The organism is Wolbachia endosymbiont (group A) of Oxytorus armatus (assembly GCF_964027005.1).
Classification (GTDB): domain Bacteria; phylum Pseudomonadota; class Alphaproteobacteria; order Rickettsiales; family Anaplasmataceae; genus Wolbachia; species Wolbachia pipientis.
The window spans coordinates 80531-102693 of the sequence record NZ_OZ034719.1; the positions used below are offsets into that span (position 1 = coordinate 80531).

The following is a 22163-nucleotide window of genomic DNA, read 5'->3' on the forward strand; positions in this document are numbered from 1 at the left end:
AGTAAAGTTTAATTTTACTTTAGCATAGGTAAAATACAAGCATTTTGTTGTTCATCTGCTTTTATTGCCAGCAATAATCCTATGCATATCAAGCTTGCAGCAGTTGTACTTCCTCCATAGGAAAGAAATGGCAATGGGTCGCCTATCACAGGTAAGAGGCCTATTGACATTCCAATGTTTACAAAAAAATGAGCGCTAAAAAAGGCGAAAATGCCGATAGATACCGACTTAGAAAAATAATTTTTCGACCTATAAGCGATAGAGAAAATTATGCCAAGTAATGAGGTATAAAGCAAAATTAAAGCCATGCTACCTAAAAAGCCCCATTCCTCACTCAGCACTGCAAAAGCAAAATCTGTACGCTTTTCCGGCAAAAATCCAAGTTGAGTTTGACTTCCGTTAACAAAGCCCTTACCAAGCAAACCTCCTGAACCAATAGCTATTTGAGATTGCTGCGCATTATAACCTATTCCAAGTGGATCCACTGATGAATCCAAAAACGACAATATCCTTTGCTTGTGATAAGGACGTAAAAAAGGCCAGATAGCCGGTACTGCAAAAATGCCAAGAGTTCCACATATTACCGAATGAGATCTTTTTATTATTGCTGTGAATATAATTGACATCCCTATAAGTAACATTATTACAGCTGTGCCTAAATTAGGTTGCTTTAACACCAAGAACACGGGTAAGAAAATAATTATAAGTGCCTTAAGCAATCTTTTAAATTCCATCATTTTATACACACTCTGCTTATCAAAATAGCGAGCAAGCGCAAGTATTAAGCCTACTTTTGCAAATTCTGATGGTTGCAAACTAATTGATCCAATTCTTATCCACCTTGTTGCACCCATTATGTGTGAGCCAAAAAAATTTACTGCTAATAGCGAAATCGCTGCTGCTACATAAAAAAAGTAGGCGTGCTTCAAATAAAAATCTAGCTCTATGAATGACATAGCTATAGCGAGTAGGAAAAAGAAGGAAAATATGACCAGTTGGTGAATCGCAAATGGCACCCACTTTCCTCCAGCAGAAGAGTATTGAACAACAATGCCAACGCAAAACAGCGCTATCACGTTAATGACTAACAACCAATGAATCTTCTTCAGCCTATCCACAATAAAGACCTTATAACCTTAAAGTATAGTAAAATATGAAACAAAGATAAAAATCAAAAAACCAACTTCTCAACTACTAACCGAATTGGAGTGCTATATATTCCAGTCACTATTGTTAAAGCTGCCATAAACAATAGACAGAAAAGCATAGGAAATGGCACATCATTAATTTTGTCCGGTGTCATTCCAGTGCGTGACGTTGCATCATCTTCAAAATACATTTTCTCTACCATCTTCCACATATATATCAATGCAAGGAAAGAGCCAGCAGCAAATATTACAAGGGAAATCCACGCATGAGATTCGATAATTGCTTTCATTATATACCACTTGCTTACAAAGCCATTTGTTAAAGGCACACCGATTAATGCTAAACTGAATAGAGTGAACGCAAGTGCTGTATAAGGCATTGATTTCTTGAGTCCCGATAAATTCTCTATTTTTGTTGTATCAAATTTGTAAGAAATACATCCTGCAGCCATGAATAAAGATGTTTTTATTATGCTGTGGTTTACTATGTGAAGAATTGCTGCAAATACACCTGTTTTTGAGTTAAAACTCAGTGCTAAAATTATATAACCAATTTGGCTGACACTAGAATTAGCAAGCAGTCTTCTTATATCTTTTGCAGTTATTGCAGATATTGACCCAAATATAACAGCGCAAAGTGCGAGGATAATTATCACGTTGCTTAGTGATGGTTTAAATAAGAAGAAATTCTGATGGAAAACAGTATAGAAGATCCTAATGAAAACATATATCATCACTTTTGTCACTGTGCCTGAAAAGAATATGCTAATGAAACTTGGCGCCTCACTATATGCATTAATCAGCCACCTGCTTAATGGAAACAGTGCCATTTTAATTGAGAGACCAACAAAAATGAACAATGTGCCAAGTTTTATGATGTTGTTATCGTATAATGGAACTATTCTTTCAGCCATGTCAGACATATTGAGTGTTCCAGTCATTGAATACAAGAGCCCGATGCCAAATAAATAAAATGTTGCGCCTATTGTTCCACTAATTAGATATTCAAATGCTGCAACCAAGGCTTTTTTATCCCTTCCCATTGAAACTAATACATAAGAAGAAAGAGATGAAATTTCCAAGAAAACGTAAAGGTTAAATATGTCGTTTGTTACTAGAATCCCGAGCAGTCCGCTTAAGCACAGTAGAAATAGAGAGTAAAAACCAGTGATTTTGTTTTTGCTAATCTCTTTTTCGTTAATATAAAAGCTATAAAGCACACTAATCAGCGCTATAAAATTCACTAGGGTTAGAATTAAGGAATTTAACACGTCGATTCTTAACTCTATTCCATACGGAGGAGCCCAATTTCCAAGGTGATAAGTTATAATTTCACCTTTATATGTTTTAATGAGTAGTATTGATGAAATGATAAGAGTGATTGTTGTTGCAATAAAAGAAATAAACCAAGATACCTTGTGTTTCTTGGCAAGAAAGCAAAACATTGATGCAATTATTGGGATAATAACTTGTAAGATTGGTAATTGCATTAAATTGTTGTTAATATATCGTTAAAGTATTAGTATATATAATACTTTTTGTTTTAATACCCTTATGTTATCTAAAATTTGTAATGCAATAAAACGCCTATTACGAAGAGAAGATAAATTTGTAGGAAGAGATGAAAATGGAAATTCTTACTATGAATCAAGTAAAGGAAAAAGGTGGGTTATGTATAGCAGTGTTTCTGAGCCTACAACAGTGCCTCCGGAATGGCATATATGGCTTCACTATACTGATAATGTAGTACCAGTTAATAATAAAAAAAGAAAAGTAAAACATACTCCTAATTTAACGGGTACAAAAGATGCATACTATCCAAACCAAAAAGTGAAAAATTACTATAAAAGCTGGAGTCCTGATAACTAAAGATGCGAAGGTCAAATATACTTGAAATAACCGCTGGATTATTTGTATTAATTTTTACTATTTTTCTGATTTTCTTTGCTATTGATAAGCTATCTTACATAAAGAAAAACTATAAGGATTGCTATAAAATATATGGTCTTTTTGCTAACGCTAACGGTATAGGAGTTGGTGATAGTGTCAAGATCTCTGGTGTAGATGTTGGAAGCATAACTGGTGTATCACTTGACAAAGCTACCTACGTAGCACGAATCGATATGTGTATAAGCAAAGACATAAAATTGCCCATTGATAGTTCAGCTCTGATCACTAGCAGTGGAGTTGTTGGCAGTAAATTTGTTAATATATCACCTGGATCAGATATTAAACTAATCTTGCATGGTGGTAAAATAGAGTATACTCAAGCTGAAGCAAATATGGGTGGAATAATGGACAGAATTCTTGGTATGTTTACAAAGTGAAAATGGCAGGATTCCAAGTATATCCGTTCAGGTAAAGCCTCCTGTAGTTCTAAAGTATTTAAGGAGTTTGCCTTATTTCTTGCCTTTTCTACCGCTTGCTTTGGGGTTTATAGTATAGAAAGTGCCTTAATAGTTGCAGTGCATGTCTATCAATGATAAAATGAAAATTAATTTATTTTGATATTATGATTGGTTTACTGTTTGCCGTACTGTTGTTCCTCTGTGGTAGTGATGCACTTGCAAAACAGGAGCCACGTTCAATAGCTGGAGATAATCACATAAAGGTGATAAATTATAACCCACAAGCTATACATAAGTATACGGGTTTTTATGGTTATCAGTCCAGTATATTGTTTGAACCAGGGGAGGTAATACAAAACCTTTCAATGGGTGATTCAACTGGTTGGCAACTCCTTCCTCAAGGTAATAGATTGTTTATTAAGCCTATAGATGATATTGCCGATACTAATGCAACTATAATTACCAATAAAAGAGTTTATTACTTTGAACTTCATGCTGAAGAAGCAACTGGACTAGATGATCCAAGATTAGCATATGAAGTAAGGTTTCTTTATCCACTATTTAGCAGTGATGAGATTTACACAACAAATAACGGTGATATCTTCGAACAAGCTAGTCATACCATTATTCCTGATATCAATGATATTGAAGTTGTAAAGAAGGGATTAAATTTTAATTATTCCATCTCGCACGTCAAAGGTAGTCAGTCAATAATACCAATTAAGGTTTTTGATGACGGAAAATTTACATATCTACAATTCAATAAAATAAACTCTGATTTTCCAGCAGTTTTTATGGTTGATTCTGCAGGATATGAGTCTTTAGTAAATTTCCGTACAGTTGATAACTACCTGATAATCGAAAGGGTAAGTTCAGTGTTTACCTTAAGGAATGGATCGAGTACAGTTTGCCTATTTAATGAAACCATACCTTTCAAAAAAGGGTAAAGGCTATAATGCCCGAGATATGGGTGCAAAATTTTTTCTATGATGTTCTGTAATTCCATAAAGGCCAATAGCGTTAAGGTGCTCTTTTGTCCCATATCCTTTATTTTTATACCAATTATATTCAGGATGCTTATTGTGCAATTCTTGCATAAGCCGATCTCTCGTAACTTTTGCAACGATTGAAGCTGCTGCAATTGATGTACTCAAATTATCACCATTTACTATGGATTTCACTTGCCATTTCACTTCAGGTGGTTGATTACCATCAACTAGCACATAATCTAATTCTAGGTCCAAGTCTATCAACGCACGTTTCATTGAAAGTTTTGTTGCTTGCAAGATATTGTATGAATTTATTTCTTCTACGCTTGCCATTCCTATACCAAATTTTGCAACGGATATTATTTTTTCATATAGGACTTGCCTACATTGAGGAGTCAACTTTTTCGAGTCGTTGATTCCATCAATAATTGTATTTCTATCAATAAACACTACGGCTGCGGATATTACTGGACCAGCTAGCGGACCTCTTCCAACTTCATCCACTCCTGCTATCACTCCTGATAATTTATTTTCTAATGTAAAGTCTGGGTATTTCATAGGTTTTTATAATAAGAAAGTTATAGTAAAAACTGAACAGATAATAGAAATTATCCAAAATTTCATAACGATTGCATTTTCTGACCATCCCTTCTTCTCAAAGTGATGATGTATTGGTGCCATAAGAAAAACTCTTTTTCCTTCTCCATATTTAAACTTTGTATATTTAAAATATGATATCTGAATAATAACAGATAGAGTCTCTATTACAAAGATTATTCCAATAATGGCAAAAAGCATTTCTCTTTTAATTAGGACACTAGTTAACCCTAAAGCCGCACCTACCGACAAGCTACCAACATCACCCATAAATATTTTTGCTGGATGTGTGTTAAACCACAAGAAACTTAGAATAGCTCCTATAAATGCAATGCAGAATAAAGTAATATTCATATCTGCCTGAGTTATATATGCAATTAGCCCCAAAAAAGCAAAGGAAGTGATAACTTGAGTTGCAGCAAGGCCATCCAAACCATCTGTGAGATTCACAGCATTAGAAGAGCCGACAATTACAAACGCAGCAAACGGAACATATAGATAGCCAAAATCTATTATTACTCCTTTAAATAGGGACGTTTTTGTAAAACATTCAGCAGAGTATAGCTTAAGTATAAACACACCAACCAGAGCAACAATAAACTGAATAAGTATTTTGGTTTTTGCACTTAAACCTCGATAGTGATTTGTCTTCAATTTTAAATAATCATCAATAAATCCAAGTAGAGCAAAAAATAGAGTTATCAATATCAGCAGCAAAATTTCTGGTGTTAACTGAGCCCAGAGTAAAATTGGTAATAAAGAAGAAATCAGTATTATTATTCCGCCCATAGGTGGTACATTCTTTTTTGTTATTAAATGACTTTCTGGTCCACATGATCTAATTGGTTGCCCATCTTTGCTTATTTTTTTTAGAAGCTTTATAAAATAGGGAAAAAGAATAAACCCAAAAACAAATGAGGTAAAAAATACTTTTGTAGCTAAGATCATCTGCTTACTTAAATTGACTAAGTGTCATACCACCTATAGCTAATAAAGTCAACTTCTGTCATCCTATAGCCTGACCCACAACTGTACGAACATTGTGATTTGGGACCATCAGTAGGGTGTCATCCCAGTCTGGAATCCACAACTGTACGAACGTTGTAGTTTGGACCACCAGTGGGGTGTCATCCCAGTGCCCAGACACTGGTTCTATGCAACTTAATTAAAAACGTTTGTTTTAGTGTAAGACAATTACCTTTAGCTTATCAGCTCAGTTATAAGCAAAATTTCTGGATTCCAGACTGGAATGACACCATTTGCTGTGCAATTTACCTTCAAAAATGAATGTTCGTACAGTTGTGAACCTGTGGCAGGTATTACATAAGAGCATTTCCCTCTTCTAAATTAAAACGCACTTTTGCCTCCTTTGCAGTCTATACTTTAGATGTATTTAATTTACAAATACTAATTATTTATTAATAATGGTGATATGTAAATATAGTTATAAAATAATTGTTACACTTGAATTCCTTCCTGGTTTCTGTTGTTATCAGAACATTTAAAACACTTTAAGAAAGCTGCTTAGTTAAATTAACTTAGACAAGTAAATAGCAGTTTTGCAGCCTGTTTTTATGAATGATGATAAAATGTTGTAGCCAAATGCGCTTTCAGCATTGTGCTGAATTGCAATATCTTTGTGCTCTAACTCCTCGTCGCGAAATTTACTTATCGTTTCTCTTAATTCCCCATCTTCTAAATGTGAAACTTGCTCTTTGTAGTGCTCCCCGATAACTTCTTCAACTGCAGCAGTGCAAGCCATAGCAGCTTTTTTGCCCATAATGGCAGTTGCAACGCCAAGCGACACTCCTAAAACACGCCAAACAGGCAACAAAACAGTAGGACGAACTTTTTGCTCTTTGATTTTCTCATTAAAATAGTGAAAATGCTTTTTTTCCTGCTCTTCCATTTCAATTATTTCATTGATTATAGAAGATTTCTTAAGAATAAATTTTTGACCAGAATAAATGCAAATAGCTCCATATTCTCCAGCGTGATCTACTCTAATTGCCTGTTGCAAGAACTGATTGTTGCTGTACCTTAAATTATTTAGATTTCTTTCTTTCTCCACAATACACCTTACCTGATACGAACAGAGCTACTATTAGATAAATTAGATTCCATGTTGCTAAGGAAACACCTAGAACGTAATGAGGTCTGTCACAAGATGGAGAGTAATTAGGATTTAGTAGATTATTTCTGAGCTCTTCTATACTAACGTTACCACTTGCTTGCTCTGTACAACCTAAAACATCATGAAATAAGTGGAGTTCAAGACCTATATGATAAAAAGATATTACTGCACCTATGAGGTAGCTGCAAAACATTGCATAGATTAGAATTTTGTTGTCTTTAAGCATGCACGCTACTGCAAGTAATCCAGCGATATAGTAAACTATTCGCTCGTATGTACATAACTTGCATGGCAGCATGTTGAAAAAATATTCTAGCACATATGCAAAAATTAGAGCAGCGGCACTCGACAGCAGAAAGATTGCAGGAATTCTGGAATTATTACACATAACTTTAAGTAAATTATCCCTGAAAGTATAAAGCAGAGTATTCATTTTACATAGGGATTTTTATTTTTTTTCAAAAGCAATCTAACTGGCACACCGTCTGCAAAGAAATTTTTTCTGAGATCGTTAATTAAATAGCGTTTGTAACTTTCATCAACACTTTCAGGTATGTTACATATCAAAGAAAAAGCTGGAGGTTTAGTACCAATTTGAGCGATATACTTCATTTTAACTGCTTTGCCTTTTACAAGAGGGTGAGAATGTTTTCCTACAGCATCTATGAGCCACTTATTCAGTTTTGCAGTGCTGATCTTCTTGTTCAAGGATTCACTCACTTCAAGACACTTATCTATCACATCACCGCAGCGCATGCCTTTTAACGCAGAAATTGTTATAGTTGGCACTTCCAAGAATAACCTGGTTACTTCCTGTTGTTTGACAAATTTTATTAACCTGCTTCTGTCATCCTTACCTATTAAATCCCACTTATTTAAAACAACAATAATCCCTTTCCCTCCCTTAATTGCAGCTTCACCAATTGATAAATCCTGCTGCTCAATACCAACTAGGGAGTCTAGCATTAAAACTACCACATGAGAGCGCTTGATTGATTCCATGCTTTTCTCAACAAATCTTGATTCTAAGCCATCTACAACATTCGCCTTTCTGCGGATTCCGGCAGTGTCAATTAGAGTAATTAACTCTCCATCATGATCATATGTAATATCCACAGAATCACGTGTGGTACCTGGCTCTGAACTTGTTATTAGTCTGTTTTCTGCAAGTAAACCATTTAAAAAAGTTGATTTTCCAACATTCGGACGGCCGATGATCGCGATCCTCAGCCTACTCAGTTCATTGTTAGGTAACTCAGTGTTCTCGTTAAAATTTTCAATAACACCAGCTAATGCATCATAAAGATCAACCATGCCAAGATTATGCTCGGCAGAGATATACACCGGGCCAAGAAAATCAAAAAACTGCAAATAATCAACATTTTCGGATTTATGACTCTCGCATTTATTTGCTACTAGTATTACAGGTTTATTTATTTTTCTCTTCAGCCACTTTGCAAACTCTTCATTTCGCTCATTTTGCACTTTTGCATCAACAAGAAAGAAAATTATGTTTGAATTGGATAAAGAAAATTCGATTTGTTCAATAACTTGTAGTGAAAAATTAGTTTGGTCGTTCCATCCTCCTGTATCTATAACTTTAAACTCCAAATCGCTAATTCTCCCCATTCCCTCTCGCCTATCCCTTGTCACTCCTGGAATGTTACTCACTACTGCTGCTTTTCTTCCTACTAATCTGTTGAATAGGGTCGATTTTCCAGCATTTGGTAGGCCTACTATGGCGATTTTTAGCATAATTCAAGGGCATGTTCTATATGAAGTAAATTATAACCGAAACTTTTCAATTTAACTATTGACTTCGTAGATTATATAAGCATACTACAGTTAGAATTTTTTTATTTCGTTATGTAAAATATGGGGTAGTTATGCTAGTGTCAGAGCAAATAGAGAGTGTAGATAGAAAAGAATTAAAGCAACAAAATCATATACATAAAGATACAGAGTATTCGGAAGAGACGACAATATATGGGCATATTAATCAACATATGGAAAAAAACATCTCAAATACATTGCATGAAATATATGATGCTCTTATGTCATATAACGAATCGGAACAGCCAATGGCGTCAACTTAAGAACTTTCATTAGCAAACTCTCCTAAAGACATGATGGCGTTTAGGCTTATCTACTTTATTGCGGCTGTCCCGGTCGGATTTTAACTTTAGCGCGTATACTTAAAAAGGGCTTGAAAGTTTTTTGGCGCAATAAGTACCTGATAGAGTTTCTGCCTCATTACACCAAATAAAACTGAAAAATTTAAACGATACTCAGTAATTTGATCTGGGTTCCAAGGCCCTTGTGCATCACATATATGAAGCGATAATATATTGCACATGACCAAGTTTGCCCAAAATTCTTGTAATACAGCCTCTCCAGAAAAATTCTCTAACTCTGCTCCTACTTTGAGTCGTTTATAGCACTCCTCTATGTGCCACCTTAACACATAAGCTTTGCTCCAAAGTCTCGGTCAAAAACTCTGTTTCTCAGTTGGCTAATGTCAGCACTATAACTCTTACTTTCTGTCCTTTCATTTTATTTTTTAGCTTTTCATTTTCTAATATAAAATCAAAATCTAATTCGCCAGCGTTCCCATAGCTTACTATAATTTCTTTTTTGCAAGCAAAAAATAAAATCTACTTCCAAATCATAATGCTGCTGAATGAATTTTACTGAAGACGATCATAGATAAATAATAATTTCTCTTGATTTAATAAACGCATTTGAGTGATAACTTCGGGTAATTGCTCTGCCGCCAACGTTTGTTCACCTATATTCCAAGCTGCAAGACGAGCACTACAAATCAGCGAAGTACACAAATCAACAAACAAATTGCCAATGGTGCCTGTTGTTCCATTTGGTTCAAACTCGGATACAATTTTCCCAGAGCTGGGTAATCTCATACCAGAACCATCTGCTGCAATAAGTCTATAGCCTCTCCAACTCAGGTTCATCCTGATAGGCTGTTTGGATGCTTAAATTCTTGAAAGCCTGTATGGCAAATCTTATACCTTGCTTTAGAAAAAGCTTGCTTTGAGGGTACATGTCAATGGCTCCATAAGTTCACATTCTATTCCCAAACTTTTTTTAACTAACTTTAAAATCATAGAAAATACTGTCGAAAAAGCTTGTTCGTGTAAAACTCAACACAATGGATTTTCTGAAAAGTTTTCGAGTATATTATATTTTTAATTTGTAGAATAAGGTTTTTTCCTTTTTGCATATTTCACCTAAAAAGGACACATTTTAGACTTCTTTGTTGAAATAAAACAGAAACAAAAGTGCTGTCCCTTGCACTCTTTGGATAATTTAATGATAAAAAATTTAGAGAGAAATTTTATACACTATCGCTGATATTTTTCCTTAAGTTGACGCCATTGCCTGAACGGATACAACTTAATTTTTAATCTGCAGGAGTCAAGTTGAGAATGTCCAATTTTCCACTTTCTTTATAGCATAACATACTTCAGCGCCTCTTGCTCCTCTTGAAGTCCAATGGGCTCACCACTTATGTGTAAATTAATCGTTAATGTTGTACACGTTCTTTTCTTTTTCTACTCTCTCTTGCTCTTCAATACAATATATAGCAAGCGGATTAGCTTTAAGTCTTTCGACTCCTATTTCTTCTCCTGTTCCATCGCAGTAACCATAAGTGCCTAATTTTATTTTTTCTAACGCCTCCTTAATTTTTTCTTTTCTATCTTTTCGACGCTTGATTAATTCCTCGTTTCCACTATCTTCATCAGAATAGTATGTATCAATACTATTATCTTCTAGTTCTTGTTTCTCTAACTCAGCGAGTATTGATTGTAACTTTAAGCTGAAGTATTCCAGTTGTTTTACGCTCATATATTCTTCATCTTCTGAAGGAGTGTAATCTTCTGGTGACTTTATTTTTGGTAACTTTTCCATAATTGCATTATCAAAAAAATAATAAAACCTATATAATTTATGAACAAAAAATTATACTACCTCAAAGTAAACACTATAATTTATAATAAACATTTAAAAGCCTAGTATGATCGACTCAGTAAAAAAATTAGTAATAGATGATAAGAACTTTACCTATATAGTATGTATTTTTATCATAATGTTAAGTTTATCTTCATTTACACTTAAAAACAACAATAAACAAGAAGTTATGTTAACATTAACATGGATATGTGCTACATTTGTTTTGCAGATTTCTACAAATAATTTGTTTACATCTGATTATCATGATGGAATATTAGAGCAAATCTTTGTACAGCCACTCTCTTCTAGGCTTATAGTTGCTTATAAAATTTTCGCTCACTGGTTATTATTTGGGTTACCGATTTCAGTAATTTCTTCCATATTCAGCTTTGCAATTCTAGGCAATAGTATTGAACACTCAATAGCAGTTGGAGTGTCTTTATTATTTAATACGCTGATAATCATTAATATTTCAGCTACTGGAAATGCATTGATGATTGGTCGAAACAACTTAGCATCAGGAGTATCGCAAATTCTTGTTTTGCCAATGATAATGCCAACCTTTGTGTATTTTAAAATGCTAACTCAATTTGAAAATTTATCCTTGAATATTTATACACTACTAATCACCATCTTAGTTTTTGTTATTTTGATTGTTAACAGCACCATAACTACTCACATGGCACTAAAATTTGCTGTGGAACAGGATTGAAAAATCTTACTGTTATTCAGTAGACTTCTTGCATAACCTAGAAAAAAGGCAAATAGTTATTATAGATTTAGGTTTATCGACAATTTGAAAAACCTTCATTCCAGCATCCTTCCCTGTCATCCAAGTAGCCCTTCGTTGTCATCCCAGTGTCAAAAACTGGGATAACAGCTAACCTGACAACCGTCATCCCGCTACTTGTTAGCGCCGCGGCGGTATGACGATTCGCAGCGGCATGACGAGAAAGGGGCTACTTGGATGATACCTTTTTTCTACTTAGTTTGGGTTATGCAAGAAGTCTATTCCTTCATAAGGAGAAGTAGTTAAAGGAATTTACTCTATTTCTCCCTCTTTTTTTATTATTTTTAATCTATAGTTAACGTAAAAGAGATATGCAAAAACTCTATTGATCCATAGTCTGCAAATTATTAATAACACTTACTTTAAAGAACCTCACTTTACGCTGATCTTTGAGCGCTCTTCTGTGGTATTTTGTAAGAGTATAACTTGTGAAATCGTCTTCCCTATAGATTAAAGAGTTACACTGCTTTATATGTGATGCTATCCACTCTGCATAGTCCTGATGATCGGTTGCAATGAATATTTCCCCTGTTATAAACCCCAGTTATGGATTAACCAACACAGTAAGGCTTAGAAATAGAAGGCTTTTTTGACTGCATGGAATATGAAATTAATGTAGAAAAAATATGTACCAGAAAATTTATTGGCGATCTGTGCCGTGTATGTTCAAGCTCAAATTTATTTTTTAAACAACCAAAGACTGTCTCAATAATCGACCTTTTTCTCAATAAAGCCTTCTCTTTTAGTGAGATTAGTGCGTTTTTCATGCCTTTTTTCACTTTAGTGACAAGCTTTAAACCTCTATCGAAGAGTTCCTCAAAGAGCTCCTTCTTGATATAGCCTTTATCTCCGAACAAAAGTCCTGTCAGTCTTTTAGTTATAGTTGGCACAGGTATCAACGTTACCTTTGGTTAGAGTAAGTGATTGAATTTCTCCAATTTCGTTAATCACCAAGTGCAATTTAAAGCCAAAAAACCAACCATACGTGCTCTTACCAATTTCTGCTAAACCATCAAAAACTTTGTTCCTAGAGATCCTTTTCTTGTGGCAAATGGCAATCGTAGAAGTGTCAATGTAGGAAGTACCTGTCATTTTCGCTTGTTCGCAGAACCATTGAAGAAGTAATGCTAAATACCGTAAAACTCTCGGCTTTAAGGCAATAAATCTGTGATATGAAGGCATCTTTGAAAATTCTGATCTATAGAGTAACTTAAGGTAACAAAGATAAAAAGCCTTGAAGTTTTTACATGGCGATTGGTGGTATAACAGGATTATGGTTAGCATTTCTGAGTGCGCTATTTCTGGTACTCTGGTTGGTTTTTTGCCATTTGATAAGAACTTATTTGCAAAATTTTCATCTACTACACGACAAAAATCCTCGACGCAGCAGTAAAGTTCTGTAATATCTTTCTTCATGGGTAACCTCTTAAATTATTGTTAAAATACTTGAGTTTACCCTATTTCCCTCTTTATTAATTCTACTTTTATCTGTTTTCTAATCCATAACTGGGGTTTATAAGTATTTTTTGGCGTTGTTGTAATTCGCGGCTTTCATCAATAATCTTTTGTATAGTATCATTGAGTTCGTTTATTTGACTATCGAAAAACTCAATGGTCTTTTGACAGCTTTCTTTTATATGATCATTTTCCGGTGCTTCAAGTCTGCATTTTTCTTGAGTTCTCATTTGCGTAATATCATCACGACGTTGACAAAGTGCAGCCAAAGTTGATTGTTCTGTAGAGGTAGGTACAAATAGAGAGATAGTTCTATGGCGTTCAAATCCATATTGAGCAAGAGCTCTTGCATCTAGACTTTGCTAAAGTTCCGTGAGATAAAATAAAGCTTTTTACTTTACGAGTATTAGCTCGATGCACGGCAATATTTTTGTCGGTAAGAAAATGTGATAAGCCAAGCTCATATTTCCCTGTATTTTCTAAAGTCACTAAAGCATTAGGTAGAATATCTGAAAACTCTTGAAATAATTGTTGCCAACCAGAAGCATTATTATCAAATTCGACAGCATTCTTCTGTTTGTGAATTGCAACGACATTTTTAAATTTTCCGATGTCAATGCCAATAAAATTTTGATAAGATGTAACCATAATAAACCTCGATAGTTTTAGTTAATTTAAGATTGTAAACGGGTGCATATATATGTCCCAAGCAACTATTCAAACGTATCGAGAGATAGGGCTAGCGTACCTTGATACCAACGGTTGTAATACCAATTTCCTTTCGGTCGCGCACGCCCGCTATTCCTAGTGAGCAGGGTTATCTTTCTCTCTTATCTCTTTTATATCACGTTTTTAACTTACAATTGCCTTAGATGGAAAATAGAGATATTACATAAAATTTTAAATTCGGTCTCAAAGTTGAAGAATGTAGGCTTGGAATAGCAGAAAGACTAATGAGATATCTAACAGTTGTGAGTATTATTGCTTGGAGGATCTTCTTTATTACATCAATTGCAAGAGCTAACCCAACATTACCATGTACTACCTTATTAGCTGAAGAGGAATGGAAAGTTTTATACGTTAAAATACACAGAAAACCATGTCCAAGTGTAGTTCCCAACATAAAAGAAGCTGTTTCATGAACTTGGAGGCCATTTAGCAGGAAAAAATGACCCAGAACCAGGACCTTATGTTCTTTGGAAAGGATATAAACGTCTCTTTGATTTAGCAGAAGGATGGCGACTTGCTCACGAACCTCATATTTGTGGGTAATAGTAAGATTTGATATGCTGCCAACACTTATGTTCAAATTAAAAATGTCATTTATGATACTAGCCACTTCACGCTTTGAGTTTTTGTAAAATCCGCTGAGTGCTGCAATTATAGACTTAACCCTTGGACCAAATGTATCTGGCGTAACACCTTCTGGTAACTTGCTACTTTTTCTTTTTCTGCATCTCCAACAACGACCATGTTCCAATTACTACATAAGGCCTAATTTCCGGAAGATCAACTTTTTGGTGAACATAAGGTTTTTCGCATATTACAAGCTCTCCTCCGCATTCGCAAATATTAGGCAACTCTATTTTTACTACTTTATCCGCTTCCATTGTGGCATGAAAATTTCCTTTATGCCCAACCTGATCGCCAACATTCCTTTCGCTTTTTGGCTTGTCCTTTTTTATTTTGTATAGCTCTTTTGAGCTGGGCAGGGATGAGCTTTTTGAATTTAAACCGAGCCTTTCCTTTAATTCAGCGTTCTCTATCTTTAAAGCTTTATTTTCTGCTTTTAAGTTTTCTATCTCTGCTTTCAGTTTTTCTATTTTTTGCTGTAAATTTTTGCAAAGTTCTAAAAGGTTTACCACATTACCTCACTTTTGCTCTATGATTATCTTTTTAGATCACTTTGTCTACCTTATTCTACCACTCCGCTGAACGGATACAATTTACTAAACAGAAAAAAAGGCAAAAAAAACCCTAGGGTAGCTAGTTATTCACTATCCATTTTTTAAGTTGGCGTTTTTTAATGTTTTAAATAGCGCATTTCAGCTTATATTAGGTAAAAACCTAGAAATTTTATAAAGACATAAGGTGCACATAGTGCAAAAAATTAAGCATGATTTACGCCAAATACATTAAGTTTTTTGTCATTAATCCACTGCAGAGATTGCGAAGATAAATAAATAGCTTCAGTGTTATAATAAGGGGGCTGGCGAAGCTTGTCAAGGAAGTTTTTATGATTTATCTAACGAACTTTACACTTGCTAAAGTTGTACCATCTTGGTAACTTTAACTGAAAGAAGTTATTTTTTATCCAATATGAAAAAAGCCTTTATATTCACATCCTTAATAGCAATTATATTGATAGTTATTACTTATTTATACAGAAACGACGGAACTAATGACTCACAAGTGGTAAATGTTTATTCATCGCGCAAAGAAGAATTAGTACGTACTTTGTTTGATGAATGCACGAAAAATACAGGTATTAAAGTACGGTACATCATTGATGATTATTCTCAGCTACTTTCACGAATGGAAAACGGTGGTGAAGCTGACTTATTTTTGACTGCTGATGCAATCAACTTAATTCTAGCAAAAAAAAGAGGACTTTTATCTCAAGTAGATTCAGAGGTTTTAAAAAGTGTTATACCTGCAAGATTTAGAGACAGTGAAGATTATTGGTTTGGTCTTACAAAAAGAGCTAGGATATTGGTTTACAATAAAGAGTCAGTAGACCCTAAGGACTTAAGTACTTATGAAGATTTAGCAAATGAAAAATGGAAAGGAAAAATATTAGTGCGTTCTTCTACAAGTCCATATAACAGATCGTTAATTGCTTTTATGATTGCAAATAATGGTTTTGAAAAGACGAAAGAATGGGTAAGCGGAATTGTGAGCAATATGGCAAGAAAACCAAGTGGTGGTGATACTGATCAAATTTACGCCGTAGCAGCGGGTGAGGGAGATGTTGCAATAGTAAACAGCTACTACTTTGCGAGAATTCTTTCATCAGAAAATAAAAAGAATGTTGCAGACAAGCTAGGGGCTTTTTTTCCTAATCGCAACGATCACGGTGTAATGGTAAACATCAGTGGTGCAGCAGTAACAAAAAACGCAAAAAACAGGGAAAATGCTATAGTCTTATTGGAATTTTTAGTAAGCAAGCAGGCTCAAGAGTTATACGCTAAAAAAAACCAAGAATATCCTATTATTGAAGGCGTTGAAACTTCCGATATACTAAAATCTTGGGGAAATTATTCACAAAGTGATTTGCCTCTAAGTGAACTTGAGAAGCATCTTTTTGAGGCTGTTATGATAGCGGATGAGTGTAAGTGGAAGTAATCCCCAGCGCCACTAAACATTGGGATGAAAGATTTATGCTAATATACCTTACTCTTGACTCGCTGAACTTTTTCTTCCTTCTAACTTAATTTTGACTTTACTATCTTTTTCCGTTCTTTCACCAAAACAATTGCTGCACAAGAAGTCTATTGAAAAAAGGTAATAAGAAAGTAGAATAGGTTCAAGTAGTTGAAAAGGAAACTATGAACAAGAGAAGGAATTTGTTAAACATCTCAGACCTTACAGTCGATGATGTAGAAAATATAACTAAGTTGGCCAACCAGTACCTTAAAAAAGAAGTTGCAAATAGTCATATCTTGGAAAATAAGACAGTAATAAATTTATTCTTTGAAGATTCAACGCGTACACTTGCGTCTTTTGAAATAGCAGCAAAAAGCCTTGGAGCAAATGTTGTAACTTTGCCAATAAGATCTTCTTCTATTAACAAGGGAGAAGATCTAAAAGACATGATCAAAACATTAAATGCAATGAATCCTGATTACATAATAATCAGGCATAAAAGTAGTGGTATCATTAATACACTGGCAAAGTATGTTAACTGCTCGCTAATCAATGCAGGCGATGGAAGTAGTGAACATCCAACTCAAGCTCTTGCAGACTATCTTGTAATCAGCAATCACAAAAAGCAAATAAAGGACCTCAAAGTTGTGATATGTGGAGATATTCTGCACAGTAGAGTTGCAAGATCAAATATAAGATTGCTAAAAATGTTTGGAGCAGAGATAAACTTGGTCGCACCACCAACTTTGATTTGTAAGCATTTTCCTGAAGTAGATTCAGTCCATTATTCATTAATTGAAGGTATAAAGGATGCTGACGTAATTATGCTTTTGAGATTGCAGAAAGAGCGCATGAATAATAGTTCTTCAGAGAAAGAATATTTTTATTTGTATGGACTTGATTCACAAAAGCTATCATACGCAAAACCAGATGCGATTGTTATGCACCCAGGGCCAATAAACAGAGGGATTGAGATTAGCAGCGATGTAGCAGATTGTGTTATTTTACAGCAAGTAGAATTTGGATTGGCAATACGTAAGGCAGTGTTGCACTATTATAGGCCTTGCTAATATTAAAAGATGCTACACAACTAATGCAAAAAGGGGGGCATGAAATGACAAGGCTTGTAAATGGTTTGAGAATGGCCATTAAGATGTTAAGGCCGAGGATATGGTGTGGAAGTTTTTACGAAAGCCTGAAGTCAATCAACAACCTTGCAGAACGGCAAATTAGACGGCTATCGTAAAAACAGCTTTTTCACCTGGTCGGAACATGGAGAAAGATTTGTGGAAAGAATGTTGTCGATATTTTTGACATCACGTCTCAATGGCCAAAATCCCTTCCAAAAGTTACGACTGCTTAGTTCTTTATTCATTCTCACAATCCGTGAACGGTTACAACCTGGATTCCAGTGGGCTTTGTTGCATCGCTAGCTATGATGGATTAAAGATAAAAAGATAGGGAATATCAGTAGCTTATTATTCTGGTATTTATAACAAGAACGGTCAATGAATACCTAAATTTGAGTAAAAGAAATTTCACTACCATTTACCAATCCGGCTAAAATTCAAGAATTTCAATGCTTTAGCTATTTTCAATAGAATTAAATTTATTAATATAAATAACAAATTACTATTCTTAAATTTGATCAGATTGATTGCAAAAAAACAAGATTTTCAATAGGTTGCTTATAATCCTAACTATAGTTAGCCTTTCATAAGTAGCGATGCAACAAAGCCATTCCAGTGTCAGCTACTTTCATAACACCATATTACCTTAACAAAAGCAAATGTTCGTACAGATGTGCATCAGCTACTTTCATCTGCCACCTGCAAATTGCAATGTTCGTACAGTTATGTGTCACGCTACTTGGATGAGACCGTTGAAAGAAATGAACCGCCTTTTCAAAATTGTTTTGAATAGAGGAATAACATTCACAAGTAAAATTTCATATTACCATTTTTTAATTTATGTATTATAATAAGCTTAATCTATAAGAAAAACAAAGTTGGAAAAGTTGGAAGAACTAAGCAAAAACTTGGTGATAAGAACGGGAAGATTTTTATCTTCATTGTTTTTTTTACTGTTGATTGCGCTATCAATACGTAGTTTTTTATTCGAGCCATTTCATATACCTTCTGGTTCAATGAAAAGCACCCTACTTGAAGGGGATTACATTTTTACTAGTAAATATTCATACGGTTACAGTAAACACTCCTTTCCATTTTCTCCAAACATTTTTAGCGGCAGGATTTTTTATACCCCTCCAAAGCGTGGCGACATAGTAGTTTTCAAACCCACAAGAAATGACAGCATCAGGTTTGTTAAGCGAGTAATAGGAACACCAGGTGACAAAGTGCAAATGATAGAGGGAGAATTATACCTAAATGATCAGAAAGTAGAGCGAAGGCAAATTGAAAGTTTTTTTGATTATGAGTCAAATCGTAACATACCAAGATATATAGAAACGCTTTTAAGTGGCAAGGAACATGAGATTTTGGTAGATGACATTTCTAATAAGCTATCATATAACACTCCGGTTTATTATGTACCTAACGATCAATTTTTCGTTATGGGAGACAATAGAAATAATTCTTTAGATAGTAGGTTTCCTGAAGTTGGTTTTGTACCAATGGAAAATATCATTGGGCGTGTAAGCATAGTTGGTTTATCATTTAAATTAGGAAAGGTCGATTGGTTACCATTTAATTTCAGGTTACCTGTTGCTTTGAGATTAAATAGGGTATTGCACAAGGTTGTGTAAGCTTTTTCTACCTATTTGTTAATTCACACAACTCTAAAGAAGAATTTTCTAACTCGGCGATAGTGTTGTTAATTTCATTCAAGTCATTGCCTTGTAAAGCGTTTTTTGCATTTTGTAATAGGTTTTTCAACTTTTGATCAGTGGAAAGGTTATTATTGTTTTCAACCAAGTGTATGAGTTTATTTCCATTAATTTTAGCACCTGCAAGGGAACGAGCCTTCATATCTTCGTCAAAACTGTTTATTGACTGGTTAACCATATTTTGAACATCAGCTTCACTCAAGCCAAAACTTGAATTTACTTTAACTGTCTGCTCAATTCCAGTAGTTTTTTCTCTTGCAGTAACAGTCAAGATTCCGTCAACGTTAACTGTAAATTCTATTTCAACTCTTGCAGAACCTGCAGGCAGTGGAGGTATACCTTTTAGTTCAAACTGCGCTAGAGATTTGTTATCCTCTATCATTTCACGTTCTCCCTGACAAACATGAATTTTCATTGCTGTTTGCCCATCAATATAAGTTGTAAACTCTTTTGTTTCTGAAACTGGCAGTGGCGTATTTCTTGGTATGATTTTTTCAACTATGCCTCCCATAGTTTCTATGCCAAGTGATAGAGGTAAAACATCCAGGAGAATATTCCTATCTTTTGAGCTCGAAGTTAAATCATGAGCCTGCAGAGCTGCCCCAATGGCAACTGCTTTATCTGGATCCACGTCATTTAGTACTTTATTTCCAAAGAGTTTAACTAGTGAGTTTTGAACCAATGGTGTTCTAGTTGCACCACCAACTAAAATTACTCCTCTTATATCGTCAATTTTAAGATCTATATCACTTATAGTACGAGTGACTATATTGATAGTCCTATTAACCAAAGAACTGATTGCCTGCTCGAATTCTTCTCTGGTAATTTCGCACTCAAATGGCTGGCCGTTAACATTAAATTCGAAGATACCTATAGTGTGATTGCTTAGGTACTCTTTCACAGAGCGTGATTCGATAAGTAAGGAATTTAGTTGCTTGGCCGTCTTTTCTCTATACTTATCAATCACAATTGAACTCAGCAAATGATCAAAATCATCACCGCCGAGGTTGGTGTCACCACCAACCGCAAGGACTTGAAACACTCCTTGGTGCAATTTCAATATCGAAATATCGAACGTTCCGCCACCAAGGTCATACACTGCATATATTCCACTGCTATTGTTCTTTTCAATGGAGTAAGAAAGCGCTGCAGCGGTTGGCTCGTTAACGAGGCGAAGAACTTCTATGCCAGCTAATTTTGCCGCATATTTAGTTGCGTTACGTGCTGAATCGTCAAAGTAAGCTGGCACAGTAATCACTGCTTTTTTTACTTCCAGCCCCTTAGACTTTTTTACCCTCTCACGTAAAGCTTTTAATATCTCAGCAGAAATCTCAATAGGAGTAAGATACTTTTCCTCTGCGCATTTTATTCTAATAACTTTTTCGCTTTCATGATCTATTTCAAAATTGACGCCTTCTTTATTTAATTCTTCAACACTTTTACCCATTAAACGCTTTATTGAGTAGATTGCATTTTGACCGACATCGTAGCCAGTTTTCAATGTATTATTTTCATATGAAAGAGCAGAAGGCAGCAGTTCTCTTACTTGTTCATCTTTAAATATCTCCACGTTGCCAGCTTTATTTACCATAGCAATCAAAGAATTGGTGGTGCCAAGGTCTATACCAAAAACTACTTCACTTGAATTTGGTTCAGAAATTTGAATTGGTTGCATTCTTTTTCACCTCCTCAAATGACTTATATAAATATTTCAATCTTAAGACTTGTGTAGCAGCTCCATCAAAATTCTTTACAGCAAAAGTGTTAATTAGGTTTTTAACGCAATCTTTTATTTTTTCATCAATTATCCTGCTTGCAAATTGTAGATCATCGCAGTCTAGTAAGTACTCTCTTATTTCCATTGATTCATTTAATATTTCAGAATTTGGATGATCCTTTGGGCTTCCCACACCAAAAAGATTCAACAAATGCTCAGCACGTTCTAGTGGTGACTTTAGCACTTGATAAGCTTTGTTGATATTTTCCATGTTTTTGGACTGTCTTTCATTTATATCAGTCTTGCTTAGCTCAATATATTTTTTCTCTAACTCATCAAAGCTGATATTGAAAGCTGGTTCAATTTCAAACAATGCAAAATAGTTGCTAGACATGAAAACTCTCTCCACAACCACATTTTCCTTTCTCATTAGGATTTTTGAAAACAAAACCCGATGAAAATTTTTCTTCTACATAATCCATTTCAGAGCCAAGAATAAACATGACGGATTTTGGGTCGATCAACACTTTAACTTTTTGGCCATCACTACAGTTTTCTTCAATTACCGACTCTAAAGGACGAGTATCATATGCATATTCAATATCATATTTTAAACCAGAACATCCTTTTTGCTTAATTAGCACTCTTATTCCTATTGCTTCTTCCGGTTTCTCAAGGTTAGTATGCTTCTTTTGGTCCAATAAATACCTTATCCTTTCTACTGCTTCCGCAGTTATAGTGATAAGTTTTTTATTCTTTTTTACAGTTTCACCTCCGCCTACTTCTTGATATTCACTCATGC

Annotated in this window: 19 protein-coding genes and 6 pseudogenes; 9 read left to right on the forward strand and 16 right to left on the reverse strand. The window is 34.7% G+C overall.

The window, feature by feature from the left end; all coding sequences use genetic code 11:
• Positions 1 to 14: 14 nt before the first annotated feature.
• Both rodA and AAGD79_RS00445 read right to left on the reverse strand, forming a co-directional pair.
• Complete coding sequence (gene rodA / locus AAGD79_RS00440; protein WP_341811402.1) at positions 15 to 1118, reverse strand: rod shape-determining protein RodA; 1104 nt, start codon at positions 1116 to 1118, stop codon at positions 15 to 17.
• Between the two features lie 53 nt (positions 1119 to 1171).
• Positions 1172 to 2638 (reverse strand): proton-conducting transporter membrane subunit, encoded by a 1467-nt coding sequence (locus AAGD79_RS00445; RefSeq protein ID WP_341811403.1) that lies wholly within the window; start codon positions 2636 to 2638, stop codon positions 1172 to 1174.
• Between the two features lie 64 nt (positions 2639 to 2702).
• Here AAGD79_RS00445 and AAGD79_RS00450 point away from each other — a divergent pair, with 64 nt between their 5' ends.
• The 3 genes from AAGD79_RS00450 (at position 2703) to virB9 (ending at position 4443) form a co-directional block, all read left to right on the forward strand.
• Positions 2703 to 3017: an NADH-ubiquinone oxidoreductase subunit NDUFA12 family protein gene (locus AAGD79_RS00450; RefSeq protein WP_007548590.1), complete on the forward strand. Its 315-nt coding sequence runs from the start codon at positions 2703 to 2705 to the stop codon at positions 3015 to 3017.
• A 2-nt stretch (positions 3018 to 3019) separates the two neighbouring features.
• The gene (mlaD, locus tag AAGD79_RS00455; RefSeq protein ID WP_007548591.1) at positions 3020 to 3475 is read left to right on the forward strand and encodes an outer membrane lipid asymmetry maintenance protein MlaD; all 456 of its coding nucleotides are present in this window, start codon (positions 3020 to 3022) and stop codon (positions 3473 to 3475) included.
• Positions 3476 to 3660: 185 nt separating this feature from the next.
• The gene (gene virB9, locus AAGD79_RS00460; protein ID WP_010082330.1) at positions 3661 to 4443 is read left to right on the forward strand and encodes a P-type conjugative transfer protein VirB9; all 783 of its coding nucleotides are present in this window, start codon (positions 3661 to 3663) and stop codon (positions 4441 to 4443) included.
• A 3-nt stretch (positions 4444 to 4446) separates the two neighbouring features.
• Here virB9 and AAGD79_RS00465 read toward each other — a convergent pair whose 3' ends face one another.
• From AAGD79_RS00465 to der, 5 genes are all read right to left on the reverse strand, one after another.
• Positions 4447 to 5043, reverse strand: coding sequence for a ribonuclease HII (locus tag AAGD79_RS00465; protein ID WP_015589381.1), 597 nt, complete (start codon positions 5041 to 5043; stop codon positions 4447 to 4449).
• A gap of 6 nt (positions 5044 to 5049) precedes the next feature.
• A complete protein-coding gene (gene mraY / locus AAGD79_RS00470) occupies positions 5050 to 6030 on the reverse strand; it encodes a phospho-N-acetylmuramoyl-pentapeptide-transferase (protein WP_151807633.1) in 981 nt (326 codons plus the stop codon).
• A 580-nt stretch (positions 6031 to 6610) separates the two neighbouring features.
• On the reverse strand, positions 6611 to 7153 hold the full coding sequence (locus AAGD79_RS00475) for a demethoxyubiquinone hydroxylase family protein (protein ID WP_006279362.1): 543 nt from the start codon (positions 7151 to 7153) through the stop codon (positions 6611 to 6613).
• The gene (locus AAGD79_RS00480) at positions 7128 to 7649 is read right to left on the reverse strand and encodes a disulfide bond formation protein B (RefSeq protein WP_015589379.1); all 522 of its coding nucleotides are present in this window, start codon (positions 7647 to 7649) and stop codon (positions 7128 to 7130) included. The genes AAGD79_RS00475 and AAGD79_RS00480 overlap by 26 nt, the downstream gene beginning before the upstream one ends.
• Positions 7646 to 8971 carry a ribosome biogenesis GTPase Der gene (gene der, locus AAGD79_RS00485; protein WP_010963041.1) on the reverse strand — a complete coding sequence of 442 codons (1326 nt, stop codon included), beginning with the start codon at positions 8969 to 8971 and terminating at the stop codon, positions 7646 to 7648. Before der ends, AAGD79_RS00480 begins: the two co-directional genes overlap by 4 nt.
• A 131-nt stretch (positions 8972 to 9102) precedes the next feature.
• On the opposite strand from der, the gene AAGD79_RS00490 reads away from it, so the two are divergent.
• Entirely contained in the window at positions 9103 to 9312 is a 210-nt protein-coding gene (locus tag AAGD79_RS00490) for a hypothetical protein (protein ID WP_341811404.1), read from the forward strand.
• A 9-nt stretch (positions 9313 to 9321) separates the two neighbouring features.
• Here the strand turns inward: AAGD79_RS00490 and AAGD79_RS00495 are convergent.
• Both AAGD79_RS00495 and AAGD79_RS00500 read right to left on the reverse strand, forming a co-directional pair.
• A pseudogene (locus tag AAGD79_RS00495) lies at positions 9322 to 10457 on the reverse strand (transposase).
• A gap of 296 nt (positions 10458 to 10753) precedes the next feature.
• Positions 10754 to 11146 (reverse strand): TraR/DksA family transcriptional regulator, encoded by a 393-nt coding sequence (locus AAGD79_RS00500; protein ID WP_010963040.1) that lies wholly within the window; start codon positions 11144 to 11146, stop codon positions 10754 to 10756.
• Positions 11147 to 11252: 106 nt separating this feature from the next.
• Between AAGD79_RS00500 and AAGD79_RS00505 the strand changes: the two genes are divergently transcribed.
• Positions 11253 to 11900: a heme exporter protein CcmB gene (locus AAGD79_RS00505; RefSeq protein WP_151808123.1), complete on the forward strand. Its 648-nt coding sequence runs from the start codon at positions 11253 to 11255 to the stop codon at positions 11898 to 11900.
• Positions 11901 to 12300: 400 nt separating this feature from the next.
• On the opposite strand, the pseudogene AAGD79_RS00510 reads toward AAGD79_RS00505, so the two are convergent.
• From AAGD79_RS00510 to AAGD79_RS00520, 3 pseudogenes are all read right to left on the reverse strand, one after another.
• A pseudogene (locus AAGD79_RS00510) lies at positions 12301 to 12513 on the reverse strand (tRNA (guanine-N7)-methyltransferase); the annotation flags it as partial.
• Positions 12514 to 12529: 16 nt separating this feature from the next.
• A pseudogene (locus tag AAGD79_RS00515) lies at positions 12530 to 13394 on the reverse strand (IS982 family transposase).
• A gap of 101 nt (positions 13395 to 13495) precedes the next feature.
• Positions 13496 to 14081: pseudogene (locus tag AAGD79_RS00520) on the reverse strand (IS110 family transposase); the annotation flags it as partial.
• A 216-nt stretch (positions 14082 to 14297) separates the two neighbouring features.
• On the opposite strand from AAGD79_RS00520, the pseudogene AAGD79_RS00525 reads away from it, so the two are divergent.
• Positions 14298 to 14705 (forward strand): annotated as a pseudogene (locus AAGD79_RS00525) (IS4 family transposase); the annotation flags it as partial.
• 7 nt (positions 14706 to 14712) lie between these two features.
• Here AAGD79_RS00525 and AAGD79_RS00530 read toward each other — a convergent pair.
• Positions 14713 to 15298, reverse strand: a pseudogene (locus AAGD79_RS00530) (IS66 family transposase); the annotation flags it as partial.
• A gap of 454 nt (positions 15299 to 15752) precedes the next feature.
• Between AAGD79_RS00530 and AAGD79_RS00535 the strand changes: the two are divergent.
• The 3 genes from AAGD79_RS00535 (at position 15753) to lepB (ending at position 19563) form a co-directional block, all read left to right on the forward strand.
• Positions 15753 to 16778 carry an extracellular solute-binding protein gene (locus tag AAGD79_RS00535; RefSeq protein WP_265043290.1) on the forward strand — a complete coding sequence of 342 codons (1026 nt, stop codon included), beginning with the start codon at positions 15753 to 15755 and terminating at the stop codon, positions 16776 to 16778.
• A gap of 203 nt (positions 16779 to 16981) precedes the next feature.
• The gene (locus tag AAGD79_RS00540) at positions 16982 to 17869 is read left to right on the forward strand and encodes an aspartate carbamoyltransferase catalytic subunit (RefSeq protein WP_006280416.1); all 888 of its coding nucleotides are present in this window, start codon (positions 16982 to 16984) and stop codon (positions 17867 to 17869) included.
• Between the two features lie 947 nt (positions 17870 to 18816).
• Complete coding sequence (lepB, locus tag AAGD79_RS00545; protein ID WP_341811624.1) at positions 18817 to 19563, forward strand: signal peptidase I; 747 nt, start codon at positions 18817 to 18819, stop codon at positions 19561 to 19563.
• Positions 19564 to 19570: 7 nt separating this feature from the next.
• Here the strand turns inward: lepB and hscA are convergent, their stop codons facing one another.
• The 3 genes from hscA to AAGD79_RS00560 are packed head-to-tail and all read right to left on the reverse strand — an operon-like array spanning position 19571 to position 22161.
• Complete coding sequence (gene hscA / locus AAGD79_RS00550) at positions 19571 to 21319, reverse strand: Fe-S protein assembly chaperone HscA (protein WP_341811405.1); 1749 nt, start codon at positions 21317 to 21319, stop codon at positions 19571 to 19573.
• A complete protein-coding gene (locus tag AAGD79_RS00555; protein WP_265024473.1) occupies positions 21297 to 21755 on the reverse strand; it encodes an iron-sulfur cluster co-chaperone HscB C-terminal domain-containing protein in 459 nt (152 codons plus the stop codon). Before AAGD79_RS00555 ends, hscA begins: the two co-directional genes overlap by 23 nt.
• Entirely contained in the window at positions 21748 to 22161 is a 414-nt protein-coding gene (locus tag AAGD79_RS00560; RefSeq protein ID WP_182309603.1) for a HesB/IscA family protein, read from the reverse strand. The genes AAGD79_RS00555 and AAGD79_RS00560 overlap by 8 nt, the downstream gene beginning before the upstream one ends.
• Positions 22162 to 22163 lie beyond the last annotated feature (2 nt).

Excerpts from the sequence above, each read along its gene's own strand:
- mlaD (WP_007548591.1), top strand. The coding sequence starts at position 3,020 with ATGCGAAGGTCAAATATACTTGAAATAACCGCTGGATTATTTGTATTA.
- AAGD79_RS00445 (WP_341811403.1), bottom strand. The coding sequence starts at position 2,638 with ATGCAATTACCAATCTTACAAGTTATTATCCCAATAATTGCATCAATG.
- AAGD79_RS00540 (WP_006280416.1), top strand. The coding sequence starts at position 16,982 with ATGAACAAGAGAAGGAATTTGTTAAACATCTCAGACCTTACAGTCGAT.
- AAGD79_RS00555 (WP_265024473.1), bottom strand. The coding sequence starts at position 21,755 with ATGTCTAGCAACTATTTTGCATTGTTTGAAATTGAACCAGCTTTCAAT.
- AAGD79_RS00490 (WP_341811404.1), top strand. The coding sequence starts at position 9,103 with ATGCTAGTGTCAGAGCAAATAGAGAGTGTAGATAGAAAAGAATTAAAG.
- AAGD79_RS00450 (WP_007548590.1), top strand. The coding sequence starts at position 2,703 with ATGTTATCTAAAATTTGTAATGCAATAAAACGCCTATTACGAAGAGAA.
- der (WP_010963041.1), bottom strand. The coding sequence starts at position 8,971 with ATGCTAAAAATCGCCATAGTAGGCCTACCAAATGCTGGAAAATCGACC.
- AAGD79_RS00535 (WP_265043290.1), top strand. The coding sequence starts at position 15,753 with ATGAAAAAAGCCTTTATATTCACATCCTTAATAGCAATTATATTGATA.
- AAGD79_RS00500 (WP_010963040.1), bottom strand. The coding sequence starts at position 11,146 with ATGGAAAAGTTACCAAAAATAAAGTCACCAGAAGATTACACTCCTTCA.
- AAGD79_RS00465 (WP_015589381.1), bottom strand. The coding sequence starts at position 5,043 with ATGAAATACCCAGACTTTACATTAGAAAATAAATTATCAGGAGTGATA.
- hscA (WP_341811405.1), bottom strand. The coding sequence starts at position 21,319 with ATGCAACCAATTCAAATTTCTGAACCAAATTCAAGTGAAGTAGTTTTT.
- AAGD79_RS00505 (WP_151808123.1), top strand. The coding sequence starts at position 11,253 with ATGATCGACTCAGTAAAAAAATTAGTAATAGATGATAAGAACTTTACC.
- AAGD79_RS00480 (WP_015589379.1), bottom strand. The coding sequence starts at position 7,649 with ATGAATACTCTGCTTTATACTTTCAGGGATAATTTACTTAAAGTTATG.
- AAGD79_RS00560 (WP_182309603.1), bottom strand. The coding sequence starts at position 22,161 with ATGAGTGAATATCAAGAAGTAGGCGGAGGTGAAACTGTAAAAAAGAAT.
- mraY (WP_151807633.1), bottom strand. The coding sequence starts at position 6,030 with ATGATCTTAGCTACAAAAGTATTTTTTACCTCATTTGTTTTTGGGTTT.
- virB9 (WP_010082330.1), top strand. The coding sequence starts at position 3,661 with ATGATTGGTTTACTGTTTGCCGTACTGTTGTTCCTCTGTGGTAGTGAT.